The organism is Spirillospora sp. NPDC049652, assembly GCF_040675125.1.
Taxonomy (GTDB): domain Bacteria; phylum Actinomycetota; class Actinomycetes; order Streptosporangiales; family Streptosporangiaceae; genus Spirillospora.
On record NZ_JBFAOF010000140.1, the window covers coordinates 1 to 11,742 of the forward strand.

Here is an 11,742-nt window from a genome sequence, read left to right on the forward strand (position 1 = left end):
CGGTCGAGGCGATGCGCGGCCGCATCAAGCAGGCGCTCGACATGGCCACCGAGAGCGAGCGCTCCCTGCGGCAGCAGGCCGCCGAGCTGGACGCCCAGACCATGGAGCTGCGCCGCTCCAACGCCGAACTCGAGCAGTTCGCCTACGTCGCCAGCCACGACCTGCAGGAACCCCTGCGCAAGGTCGCCTCGTTCACCCAGATGCTGGAACGCCGCTACGCCGACCAGCTCGACGACCGCGCCCGCCAGTACATCGGCTTCGCCGTCGACGGCGCCAAGCGCATGCAGGTGCTGATCAACGACCTGCTCACCTTCTCCCGCGTCGGACGCCTGAACCAGCAGCAGCAGACGCTCGGGCTGGACGAGCCGCTGGAGCGGGCGCTGGGCAACCTCGACGAGGCCATCACCTCCGCCGACGCGCACGTCGAGGTCCCCGACGACCTCCCGCGGGTCGACGGCGACCCCACGCTGCTGGCCATGCTGTGGCAGAACCTCATCGGCAACGCCGTGAAGTTCCGCTCTCCCGACCGCGCCCCGCGGGTGAGCATCACCTGCGAGCGCGAGGACGACCACTGGCACCTGACCGTCACCGACAACGGCATCGGCATCCCCGCCGAGTACCAGGACAAGATCTTCGTCATCTTCCAGCGGCTGCACGGCCGGGACGCCTACACCGGCACCGGCATCGGCCTGGCCCTGTGCAAGAAGATCGTGGAGTTCCACGGCGGCCGCATCTGGCTCGACCCCGAGTACGAGCCGGGCGCCCGCTTCCACTTCACCCTCCCGGCCCTCGAAGAGCCCGCCCCCGACCCGGAAGCCGCCGAAGCCCCGGACGCCGAGCAGGCCGACGCGGAGCAGGCGGGCTCGGAGCAGACGGACGCCGAGCAGACGGACGCCGCCAAGGTGGACGCCGTCAAGGCGGACGCCGACGAGCCGGACACCGCTCAGACCGACGCGGAGCAGGCGGACCCGGAGCAGGCGGACGCCCAGCAGCAGGACGCCGAGCGGCAGGGCGCTGAGCGGCAGGAAACGGAGCGGCGGGCCGCTTCCGCCCCGCCCGCCGATCCTCCCGCCGGCCCCGCGACAACAGCGGCCGGTCCGTCCGGTGAAACGCCCTCAACCTCGACCGACCCGCAGGGAGCAAGTTCGTGACCACCTCCGCCCAGCCCATCACCGTCCTGCTGGTCGAGGACGACCCGGGCGACGAGCTGATGACCCGTGAGGCGTTCGAGTACAACAAGGTCGGCAACACCCTGCACGTCGTCCGCGACGGCGCCGAGGCGCTCGACTTCCTCTACCGGCGCGGCGACCACGCCGAGGCGCCCCGCCCCGACCTGGTCCTGCTGGACCTCAACCTGCCCAAGCGCGACGGCCGGGAAGTCCTGGAGGAGATCAAGTCCGACCCCGAGCTGGCCGCGATCCCCGTCGTCGTGCTGACCACCTCCTCCGCCGAGGAGGACATCCTGCGCAGCTACAAGCTGCACGCCAACGCCTACGTGACCAAGCCGGTCGACTTCGACCAGTTCATCGCCGCGATCCGCCAGATCGACGACTTCTTCGTCACCGTGGTCCGCCTGCCCACCCACCGCTGACCGGAGAACGCGCGGTCGCTCAGGCCACGCCCCTGTCGCCGCTCCGGCGAAGAGGCGCCACGGCGCAAGCCGCGCACCGCTGCGGGCGTTTCCGACGCGATGACGGCGGCCGTTGCTCCCTACCTTGACGGGGTGGGGTATCGGCCGCATGCTGAGTCCGCCGTTGATCTCGCGCTCCCGCAGCCATCGCGGCCCTATCGAAGGAGTGGCTCGATGAGCCGGAACCCTCGTTGGCGACGCCGCGCAACCGTGTTGTCCGGAACCGTCCTCCTCGCGGCCTCACTCGTCCCCGCCTCAGCCATCGCGAGCCGAGCGGACGCGACCTCCGCGAACGGGGAGTCACTGAACGACGCAGTGACCGCCCGACTGCTGGGGACCACGCGCCAGATCAGACCCGAACTGGCCTCCGCCGACCGCGCTGACGCCGCCGTCGATGTCAGGCGGAAACGGAACGGATGGGCGTTCGGGACGGCCGTCGTGCGCGCACCACGTGTCGAGGGCGTCTACCCCGAAGGGCATCTCTTCCTCGCCCGCCACAAGGGCGACGCGTGGCAGGTCGCGCTGGACAGCGACACCGGCTTCGCCGTGCTGGCCGACGCGGCACCGATGATGTCGGCGGCCGAGCGGCATACGTTCGGTGCCGCTGCGGCGGTCCGACCGTCCGGAAACCAGCTCACGGCCGCGGCGGACTACCGGACCGGGATGCGACTGCCGTTCGCGCTCGGTCAGGACTGGATCCTGCGGGGCGGCCCGCACGGCTTCGCGGGCACGGACACGCCCTACACGGCGATCGACCTCAAGGGCGGCGACCAGCGGGTGCTCGCCGCGGCCGCCGGCACCGCGTACACCATCTGCTCCAGCGGCAAAGGCTGGATCCGGGTCTACCATCCGCCGCTCTACAGCGGCGGCCCGCGCCTCGCGACCGACTACTACCACCTGGTCGGCAATCCGGCCTTCAACGGCCAGCACGTCGACGAGGGCGCGTTCCTCGGCAACACCGGCACCGATACCAGTTGCGGCGGCGAGGCCAGCAGCCGGCACGTCCACTTCTCGCTCGGCACCTACGGCACCAGCCCCGACCCGCCCGGCGACCGCACCAAGATCGCCATCGCCGGGCACGCCTTCGGCGGCTGGGTGATCAGGAGCGGCTCCGCGGCGTACGAGGGCTACGCGCTGCACGGCTCGGCCAAGTGCACGGCGAACGGCGACGGCGGCGCGACGTGCATGCACAACTACGGCAAACTCGGCCTCAGCCAGGGCGTCGTCGACGCGAACGGCGGCTCGTCGGTGCAGAGGCGCACCGGGCCCGGGGACGGATACGCGAGCGCGGGAACCGTCGCCGACGGCACCACGGTCACTGTGAGCTGCACTGGTACCGGCACCTCCCACACCGGCCGATGGGGCGCCACCACGCTCTGGGACCGCCTCTCCGACGGCACCTGGATGCCCGACGCCTTCCTCTACACCGGCGTCAACGGACCCATCAAGCCGGCCTGCTGACCCCCGTACACCCCGGCGGCTCACCTGCGACCGAGCCGCCGGGCCCCCGGGTCACTCCCGAGAACCGCACCCCCGGCGCTCTTGAACCCCACTCTGATCCATGTGCGCGGTGATGGTCGTGCGGCGCGAACGGAAGTGAAGGTCAGAAGCCCGGCGCAAGTGGTAACACTGTGTGACGCTGATATTCCTGACGACGCCCCCGCGGCCCGAAACAGCTCCGGCTTTCCCGGGTCGTGCCTGCTCAGAGGGGTGGCGACCGACCTCCGGACGGCTCGCCGCCAGAGGTCGCCGGTTTGGGGGTGTGCGGGGAGTTGGGTAGCGTGCGGTGATCGAGTGGTGATGTTGCGGGTTTGCGGGGTCTCATGGGGTGTTGTGGTAGCGTGCCGCCAATCTTCGGCCAGGGCGGGAGGACGGCGTGGTGAACCGTGAGTCCGCCCCCAGGCGTGGACGGGTTCTCGGGGTCGGATTGGCGCTGGCCCTGACCGCGCTGGCGATGCCGACGTCCGGGATGGCGTCGGCCGCCCCCAGCGCCCCGAAGGACGAGAAGGCCGAGTTCGCCAAGCTGAAGAAGCGGGCCGACGCCCTCGCCAAGGAGTACCGGGGTGAGCTGGTCTCCCTGGACGAGGAGAAGAAGGCCGCGCAGAAGGCGGGGACGAACGCCGACCGGCTGTCGCGGCAGTACGAGGTCGCGCGGAGCGCGGTCGGACGGCTCGCCGCCTCCTCCTACATGTCCGGGCAGCTCGACACCGTGCCGATGGTGACGGCCGCGGACACCGACCAGGCCGTCCACGACGCGGCGGTCGTCGAGCACCTGGCGCGCAACAACGGCCGGAAGCTCGACAACCTGCGGACCCTGACGGACCAGGCGAATCAGGCGCGCGCGGACGCGAAGGGCAAGCTCGCGGAGGTCCGCAAGGAGATCGACGACCTGGAGGGGCAGCGCGCCCGGGTGCGCAAGCTGCTCGCCAAGTACAAGCCGGAGAAGCCCGTCCCCTCCGGGAAGCCGGACGGCGCCGGCGGCGGCACCAAGTCGCCCATCATGGGCAACACCATGACCCCCCGGATGCGGGCGGTCATGCAGGAGATCGACTCCAAGTTCGGCCCGTTCCCCGCGATCGGCTGCGCCCGGCCCGGCGATCCGCAGGACCACGGGTCCGGCACCGCCTGCGACTTCATGGAGAACGCGAACGGGCAGATGCCCAGCGCGTCCGCGCAGGCGCACGGCGACCAGGTCGCCCAGTACGTCATCTCCAACGCCTCGCGCCTGGGCATCAAGTACGTCATCTGGAAGCAGCGCATCTACGACATGCGCGGCGGCAGCGGCTGGAAGCAGATGGAAGACCGCGGCAGCATCACCCAGAACCACTTCGACCACGTCCACGTCTCGGTCCTATAATCCGCCGGTGACCGACATCCTCCGCCTCGACCTCCACGACCCGGCGGTGCTGGCGGAGGTATGGGGGATCCAGCGCGCCGCCTATGCCGTGGAAGCAGAGCTGATCGGCTCCCACGACATCCCACCCCTCCGTGAAACCCTGACTGACCTGCGAGAATGCGGGGAGCATTTCCTCGGCGCCCAGGACGACGGCAAGCTGCTCGGAGCGGTCTCCTGGACCGTCCTCGATGACGGAACGGTCGATATCTGCCGACTCGTCGTCCACCCGTCGGCGCACAGACGCGGCCTCGCCACCGCCCTCCTCGACGCCCTGGACGCCGAGGTCCCCGCCTCCCGGACGGTCGTGTCCACCGGCACCGCCAACCACCCGGCCCTCGCCCTCTACCAAGCCCGAGGCTTCAAGCCCATAGCCCACCGAACGGTAACCGGCGGCCTGAGCATCACCCACCTGGAACGCCGCACCTCACCCACGTAGGGACGGAGGGCTGGTCGGATCAGCTTGCGCGCGGTGGGCGGGGGCGGTGACCGCTCAGCCAGAATCCGCCCTGCTCCCAGTAGCCGGGGCCGGGGCCCAGGGGCGTAGTGCCGCTGCTGAGCATCGCGTGCAGCGTCTCCCGCTCCTCGCGGTAGGGCTCGTGCGTGTCCCACCACTGCCAGGACTGATCGTCGTGGTCGGTCTCGAAGGAGTGTGCGCCCCAGTGGTCCTCGAACCACAGGCAGAACACTTCGTCCGTCTCACCCTCGGGGGGCGGAATCTCGGCCGGGCAGAGGGGACGCAGTTCCAGCACCGGCTCCTTGGGGTGGTGGCCGTCGTCCATCATGTTGCTCGGCCGGTCGCCGTCCTCCCACCGGAGCCATACCACGCCGTCGGGGTAGTGGTCGGCGACGTCGATGGCGTGCGGGCCAGGGTGTCCGGCAGGCAGCTCACACAGCTGGTCGGGGTGCCGGAGTTCGTAGAGGGTGGCGGTGGGGAAGCGTTCCTTGATCTTGTCCCGCTCGCGAAGGCGCAGCTTGGTGACGGCTGAACACGCTCGAACCCGTCCAGGCGCTTCTCCGGATTCGACGGCGGGGACGTCGGGGTCGCTCATGTCGGCACCGTAGAGCTTCCCTCACCGCCCCCGGAGCGATTCGACGACACCTGGTCTATCTCGGCGCTCGCCCGCCGGACGTGGTAGTTCCAACGCTCAAGCACCCGCACCACGGTCTCCGCCCCGCTCGGGTTCGCACTGTGAACGAAGACCATGCCGATCTGGAGGGGACGACCGTTGAAGGCGGCCTCTTCCAGGACGGTCACGACCGGCATGATGCTGTCGTCTCCGCCGAGATCGTGGTCGAGCCAGAGCTCGTCGATGAAGCCGTCCTGGTGGTCCCGGAGAAGTCGGATGCCCTCGCGGCTGGTGCGGGCGATCCGTGTGGCTCGCGGAAGAGGACGTAGGTCATCGACGCCGAGAATCACCGGAGCGGCGGCGGCCGAGTCTGCGTTCACCTTGGCATCCTCGCAGGTTGAGCTTCTTTCGGTAGCGGCGGGTTTCTTCGGCCCAGGGTCGGTCCGTGAGAGCATGCTTCATGCCCTTGAGCGCGTACCAGGTCAGGACTTCGATCGCCGTTTCCGATATTCAGGAGGCGGTCGCGTTCTATGAAGGCAAGTTGGGGCTGCGGCCGCTGTGGTCCGGGCCCAGTGCCCATATCGCGGACGGAAGCCGGGTCTACGGTTCTGGCGGCGGGCCGGCGCTCAACGTGTACCAGTCGGCCACTGCCGGGAAGACGCCGGCGACATTGGCGACCTGGTACGTCGACGACATCGAGCGGATCGTCGCCGAACTCGCGTCCTCCGGCGTCGAGTTCGTGCGCTACGACCAGCTCGAACACGACGTCAAGGGGATCACGGCCAGGGCCGGCGGTGGACGTATCGCCTGGTTCCAGGACCCGGACGGCAACACCTTCGCCATCGAGGCCGACCACTGAGCGTCCGGGGAGACGGCCGGGTCAGGGCTTGCGACCGGGCTGCGGCCGTTCGGCCATGAGGGCTGATTCATAGGCGGCGATCTCGGCGTTGGACAGGACGCGTGCGACCTGGACCAGCACCTCGAGTTCGCAGAGCTGCTGGCGGTGGTGGACTCTGCTGGCGATGGCTTCCCTGGGGAGACCCGAGGGCACAGGCTGCGGATCGTGCCGGGGCGTATTCCAGTTGACGGCGGGAGCTGGCCGGGTGAGGCTGAGTCCGATGTACCGAGCGTAGACGCACCTCGATCACTCGCAGGGACGGCCCCGGAGCCGGAGGCCCGGTGGAGACCGTCACCCTGCGGATGCCGCCTGTCAAGGCCGCGGACCGGTCCGCCGGACGCCGCCGACCTGAGTATGCGACGAGGGGTCCGACGACCGGACCGCCTGTGATCGAGGTGGGCGTCATTGACGCCAGAGGGAACCAGTGATGGAACTCCACGAGTACGCGCGGTACGACGCGATCGGACTGCGGAAGCTGATCAGGGCAAGAAAGGTCTCCGCCGAAGAGGTCGAGGGCGCGGCGCGCGAGGCGTTGGCCGTGGCGAACGACAAGGTGAACGGTCTGGCGCTGCCGTTGTTCCGCCCGGCGCTCGGGCACGCCGAGAACGGGCCCTTCAGCGGCGTGCCGTTCCTCATCAAGGACCATGGGCCGGTGGCGGAGGGCATTCCGTTCACCCTGGGAAGCCGGGCCATCCAGGGTGTCGTCGCTCAGCACGACAGCGACTTGATGGCCCGGTTCCGCGCCGCCGGCCTGGTCACCCTGGGCCTGACCACCGTGCCGGAGATGGCGATCAGCTTCGCCACCGAATCGGTCCGGTACGGACCGACGCGCAATCCGTGGGACCTGGACCGGGGTGTCGGCGGATCGAGCGGGGGCGCGGCCGCTCTGGTCGCCGCCGGTGCCGTGCCCGTCGCCCACGGCAGCGATGCGGGCGGATCCCTTCGGATCCCGGCGTCCTGCTGCGGGCTCGTCGGCCTCAAACCGAGCCGGGGCCGCGTCGCGTGCGGGCCCGACATGGGGGAGCCGATGCTCGGGATGGCCTACGAGTTCGCCCTGACGCGGACCGTCCGGGACGCCGCCCACCTCCTGGACGCCGTCCAGGGGCCGGGCGTCGGCGACAAGTACACCGCGCCGCCTCCACGGGGCAGGTACGCCGACGACCTGGGGACCGAGCCGGGACCGTTGCGCGTCGCGGTGACCACGACGCCCTGGTCGGACGCGCGGGTGGATCCGGAGGTGGCCGAGGCGGCGGTCCGGGTGGGACGGGCGCTGGAGGAGATGGGGCACGCCGTCGTCGAGGACCGTCCGGTCCTCGACTGGGACGACGTCATGCGGTGCGCGACGGTGACGGGCGTGGCCATCGCCTCGCCGGTGCTCATGAGCCCACGGCAGCCCGACCCGGCCAAGCTGGAGGCGGTCTCACGGCGGCTTCTCGAAGTCGCGAAGGAGTACAGCGCGCTGGACATGATGGCCGCGTTCGGCGCGCAGAACCGCGTGACCCGGTCGGTGGGGGCGTTCTTCACCGGGTACGACCTGCTCGTCACGCCCACCCTGGGCAGGCTCCCGGCGCCTCACGGCACCCTGCGCTACGACAACCCCGCCCACACCCTGGGGAGCTGGCTGGAGACGGTCTTCGATTACGGGCCGTTCACTATGGTCTTCAACGTCTCCGGCCAGCCGGCGATGAGCCTGCCGCTCGGCCAGAGCACCGGAGGACTGCCGATCGGGGTGCAGCTCGTCGCACCGTACGGCCGCGAAGACCTGCTGTTCCAGATCGCGAGCCCCCTGGAACAGGCGATGCCCTGGAGCCACCGAACCCTACCCGCCGCCATCGGCCGACGCTGAGAGAGGCCCATGCCCCTGGCTCGCGACCGGACGGCCGCGGAGACAGGGGCATGGGGACAGTCGGGTCTTAATCCTTTGGGCACGGCTTGGGGAGGGTCTTAGGGTGCCGGTGTGGGTAAGCGGAGAGTTCGCCGGTTGGTGGTCGGGGAGACCGTGTACGGCTGGTGTTTCGCGCACCGGCACGATCGTGTGCGGGGCTACCCGGGGTGCAGCAGCACGGTGACGTTGTGGCGGGAGGGAGCTCCGGCCCGTCTGCGGCTGGTGTTCAAGACCGAGCCGGACCGGCTCATCGCCGACGCCTACTTCGACGAGGGCGCTGCGATGCGCCTACCGGACCGCGCGTATCTGAACCTCCACGAGCCTGGCACCGTTCGGGCACTGCTGGACGAGGCCGTCGCCGGTGGGCTGTGGCCTTCCGCGGGAACGGCCGAAGTCGACGGTTGGCCCCTGTTCGACGCCGTCGTGCCGCTCGTCACGCCGGATGTTCCGTAACGCCGACGACTCACGAGGCCCGGCGGTCGCGTGCCGCGGACGGTTCGGCGTGTGCGTCGGGTTCAGCGGCCGGGGGCGTGGGGTTCGACGATCTCGCCTTCGGCGGAGGAGCGGAGGGCGGCCTCGATGACGTCGAGGCCCGCGATGGCGTCTCGAAGGGCGACCGGGGGAGGGGACTCCCCGCGGAGCGCGCGTTCGACGCCGATGTAGAAGTCCTGGTAGGCACCCGGATCGGTCGGCTCGGGGGCGGCCTTGTCCGGGGTGCCGAGCAGGCCGTACGACTCGGGCGGGGCCTCGCCCCAGCCGCTGTCCTTCGGGGTGCGGCCCTCGCGGAGGGCGTCCTCCTGGCCGTCCATGCCGTGGACGGTGTAGGCGGCGCGGTCGCCGAGGACGCGGAAGCGCGGGCCGAGCTGCGCGGCGGTGGCGCTCATCCACAGATGGGAACGGACGCCGCCGGGGTGCGTGAGCGCCACGAACGCGTCGTCCACGCTCTCGGCGCCCGGCCGCCGGGTGTCCAGTTCGGCGTAGACCTTCTCCGGGCGTCCGAACAGCGCGATGGCCTGGTCGATGAGGTGCGAGCCGAGGTCGTAGAGGATGCCGCCGGCGTCCCTCGGGTCCGAGCTCTCCTTCCAGCCCGGCTTCACCCGCGGCCGCCACCGCTCGAACCGCGACTCGAACCGCTGGACGCCGCCGAGCGCGCCCGTCCCGACCAGCCGCTGGACGGTCCGGAAGTCGCCGTCCCAGCGCCGGTTGTGGAACGGGATCACCGGCAGCCCACGCACCGCGGCGAGCGCGGCCAGCGAACGGGCGTCGGCGGCGGACGCCGCGACCGGCTTGTCCAGCACCACCGGGAGGCCGGTGGTCAGCGCCGTCCGGGCGAGCGGGACGTGCTGCCGGTTCGGGGCGGTCACCACGACCAGGTCGAACGAGCCGTTGGTCTCCCACACCCGGTCGGTGCTGTCGAGGACCCGCGCGCCGGGGTAGCGGGCGCGGACCGCCTCCTGCCGCTCGGGGTTTCCGGTGACCACGGCCGACAGTTCCAGGCCGGGCACCGAGGAGATCAGCGGGGCGTGGAACACCCCGCCCCCCGTGCCGTATCCGATCAGGGCCACGCGTAGGGACATGATTCGATCATCCCGGATGCCTTCTCGCAGGTCAAAGCCGGGGTCACTCACCGTGTCCGGGCCGTCCCCGGCGACCGGCGCGCAGCCGCCCGGCCGCGCGCGGCCCGGCGGCCCGGAGCCGCAGGCGGGGGAGGCGGCGGCGTGGCCGTTCCGCGTCGGTCGCCCGGGGTGCGGGACGACTGCGGAGATCACGGGGCGTCGTACTCTTATGGGCGATACGGGTGGACCGGAGGGGAAGACGCGCGTGGCCAAACCAGTGATCGTGACCGTGGACGACGACCCGGGCGTGTCCCGGGCCGTGGCACGGGACCTGCGCCGCCGCTACGCGGAGACCTACCGGGTGCTGCGGGCCGAGTCGGGGCCGCAGGCGCTGGACGCGCTGCGCGAGCTGAAGCTGCGCGGGGACGACACCGCGATGCTCGTCGCCGACCACCGGATGCCCGACATGACCGGGGTCGAGTTCCTCGAGGAGGCGATGGACCTCTACCCCTTCGCCCGCCGCGTGCTGCTCACCGCCTACGCCGACACCGACGCCGCGATCCGCGCGATCAACGTCGTCGACCTGGACCACTACCTGCTCAAGCCGTGGGACCCGCCGGAGGAGAAGTTCTACCCGGTGATCGACGCGCAGCTGGAGGCGTGGCGGCGCACCGACCGGCGGCGTCCCGGCGAGCTGCGGGTCGTCGGGCACCGCTGGTCGGAGCGGTCCTACCAGGTGCGCGACTTCCTGGCCCGCAACCAGGTCCCCTACACGTGGCTGCTGGACACCGCCCCCGAGGCGGCCGAGCTGCTCAAGGCGGCGGGCGGCCCCGAGCTGCCGCTGGTCGTGACCGCCGACGGGACCACGCTCAGCGCGCCGACCGACACCGAGCTCGCCGCCGTGGTCGGGCTGACCACCGCGCCCGGCGCGGAGTTCTACGACCTGGTCGTGGTCGGCGGCGGACCGGCCGGGCTCGGCGCCGCGGTGTACGGGGCGTCCGAGGGGCTGAACACCGTGCTGATCGAGCGGCACGCGTCCGGCGGGCAGGCGGGGCAGAGCTCCCGGATCGAGAACTACCTCGGCTTCCCGGACGGGGTGTCGGGCGCGCAGCTCGCCGACCGGGCCCGCCGCCAGGCCGTCCGCTTCGGCGCGGAGCTGATCACCACCGGGGAGGTGACCGGGATCGCCGCGCACGGCCGCGCCCGCGTCGTCACCCAGGCGGACGGCACGACCGTCGCCGCGCACGCCGTCATCCTCGCCACCGGCGTCTCCTACCGGCGGCTGGACGCGCCCGGCCTGGACGACCTGGTCGGACGCGGCGTCTACTACGGCGCGGCGATGGCCGAGACGCCGAGCTGCGCGGGCGAGGAGGTGTACGTCGTCGGCGGCGCGAACTCGGCCGGCCAGGCGGCGGTGAACCTCGCCAAGGTCGCCGGGAAGGTGCACATCGTGATCCGGGCCGAGGGCCTGGAGAAGTCGATGTCGCACTACCTCATCGAGCAGATCGCCGGGATCGGCAACATCGAGGTCCACCCGAAGACGGTCGTCACCGGGGGACGCGGACAGGACCGCCTCGAACGGCTCGTCCTGACCGGGCCGGAGGGCGAGCGGACCGTCCACACGCACTGGCTGTTCGTGTTCATCGGCGCGGAGCCGGGGACGGAGTGGCTGAGCGGCGCCGTCGAGCGCGACGAGCACGGGTTCGTCCTCACCGGCCCCGACCTGGTCGCGGGCGGCCGCCGCCCGGCCGACTGGGAGCCGAACCGCCAGCCGTACCACCTGGAGACGAGCATGCCGGGGGTGTTCGCG

13 protein-coding genes are annotated in these 11,742 nt (G+C 71.3%); 9 read left to right on the top strand and 4 right to left on the bottom strand.

Annotated features, from left to right (window positions below):
* From AB0J52_RS12515 to AB0J52_RS12535, 5 genes are all read left to right on the top strand, one after another.
* Window positions 1-1,151 (top strand): sensor histidine kinase (locus AB0J52_RS12515; protein ID WP_500181685.1); only part of this gene is annotated, 1,151 nt, incomplete at its 5' end.
* On the top strand, window positions 1,148-1,591 hold the full coding sequence (locus tag AB0J52_RS12520; RefSeq protein ID WP_500181686.1) for a response regulator: 444 nt from the start codon (window positions 1,148-1,150) through the stop codon (window positions 1,589-1,591). The genes AB0J52_RS12515 and AB0J52_RS12520, both read left to right, overlap by 4 nt.
* Before the next feature lie 477 nt (window positions 1,592-2,068).
* A complete protein-coding gene (locus AB0J52_RS12525; protein WP_500181687.1) occupies window positions 2,069-3,091 on the top strand; it encodes a hypothetical protein in 1,023 nt (340 codons plus the stop codon).
* Between the two features lie 418 nt (window positions 3,092-3,509).
* Entirely contained in the window at window positions 3,510-4,487 is a 978-nt protein-coding gene (locus tag AB0J52_RS12530) for a coiled-coil domain-containing protein (RefSeq protein WP_500181688.1), read from the top strand.
* A 7-nt stretch (window positions 4,488-4,494) separates the two neighbouring features.
* Window positions 4,495-4,962 (top strand): GNAT family N-acetyltransferase, encoded by a 468-nt coding sequence (locus AB0J52_RS12535; RefSeq protein WP_500181689.1) that lies wholly within the window; start codon window positions 4,495-4,497, stop codon window positions 4,960-4,962.
* A gap of 19 nt (window positions 4,963-4,981) precedes the next feature.
* On the opposite strand, the gene AB0J52_RS12540 is transcribed toward AB0J52_RS12535, so the two are convergent.
* Together AB0J52_RS12540 and AB0J52_RS12545 are read right to left on the bottom strand one after the other, a co-directional pair.
* Window positions 4,982-5,575 carry a hypothetical protein gene (locus tag AB0J52_RS12540; protein WP_500181690.1) on the bottom strand — a complete coding sequence of 198 codons (594 nt, stop codon included), beginning with the start codon at window positions 5,573-5,575 and terminating at the stop codon, window positions 4,982-4,984.
* A complete protein-coding gene (locus AB0J52_RS12545) occupies window positions 5,572-5,973 on the bottom strand; it encodes a cyclic-phosphate processing receiver domain-containing protein (protein ID WP_500181691.1) in 402 nt (133 codons plus the stop codon). The genes AB0J52_RS12540 and AB0J52_RS12545 overlap by 4 nt, the downstream gene beginning before the upstream one ends.
* Before the next feature lie 86 nt (window positions 5,974-6,059).
* Between AB0J52_RS12545 and AB0J52_RS12550 the strand changes: the two genes are divergently transcribed.
* Window positions 6,060-6,452: a VOC family protein gene (locus tag AB0J52_RS12550; protein WP_500181692.1), complete on the top strand. Its 393-nt coding sequence runs from the start codon at window positions 6,060-6,062 to the stop codon at window positions 6,450-6,452.
* Window positions 6,453-6,473: 21 nt separating this feature from the next.
* Here AB0J52_RS12550 and AB0J52_RS12555 read toward each other — a convergent pair whose 3' ends face one another.
* Window positions 6,474-6,644: a hypothetical protein gene (locus AB0J52_RS12555; protein ID WP_500181693.1), complete on the bottom strand. Its 171-nt coding sequence runs from the start codon at window positions 6,642-6,644 to the stop codon at window positions 6,474-6,476.
* A 274-nt stretch (window positions 6,645-6,918) separates the two neighbouring features.
* On the opposite strand from AB0J52_RS12555, the gene AB0J52_RS12560 reads away from it, so the two are divergent.
* The gene (locus tag AB0J52_RS12560; protein WP_500181694.1) at window positions 6,919-8,337 is read left to right on the top strand and encodes an amidase; all 1,419 of its coding nucleotides are present in this window, start codon (window positions 6,919-6,921) and stop codon (window positions 8,335-8,337) included.
* Window positions 8,338-8,598: 261 nt separating this feature from the next.
* Window positions 8,599-8,829: a hypothetical protein gene (locus tag AB0J52_RS12565; RefSeq protein ID WP_500181695.1), complete on the top strand. Its 231-nt coding sequence runs from the start codon at window positions 8,599-8,601 to the stop codon at window positions 8,827-8,829.
* 62 nt (window positions 8,830-8,891) lie between these two features.
* Here the strand turns inward: AB0J52_RS12565 and AB0J52_RS12570 are convergent, their stop codons facing one another.
* Window positions 8,892-9,953 carry a Gfo/Idh/MocA family oxidoreductase gene (locus AB0J52_RS12570; RefSeq protein WP_500181696.1) on the bottom strand — a complete coding sequence of 354 codons (1,062 nt, stop codon included), beginning with the start codon at window positions 9,951-9,953 and terminating at the stop codon, window positions 8,892-8,894.
* 244 nt (window positions 9,954-10,197) lie between these two features.
* Here AB0J52_RS12570 and AB0J52_RS12575 point away from each other — a divergent pair.
* The coding region (locus tag AB0J52_RS12575; protein WP_500181697.1) for an FAD-dependent oxidoreductase at window positions 10,198-11,742 on the top strand (1,545 nt) is incomplete at its 3' end.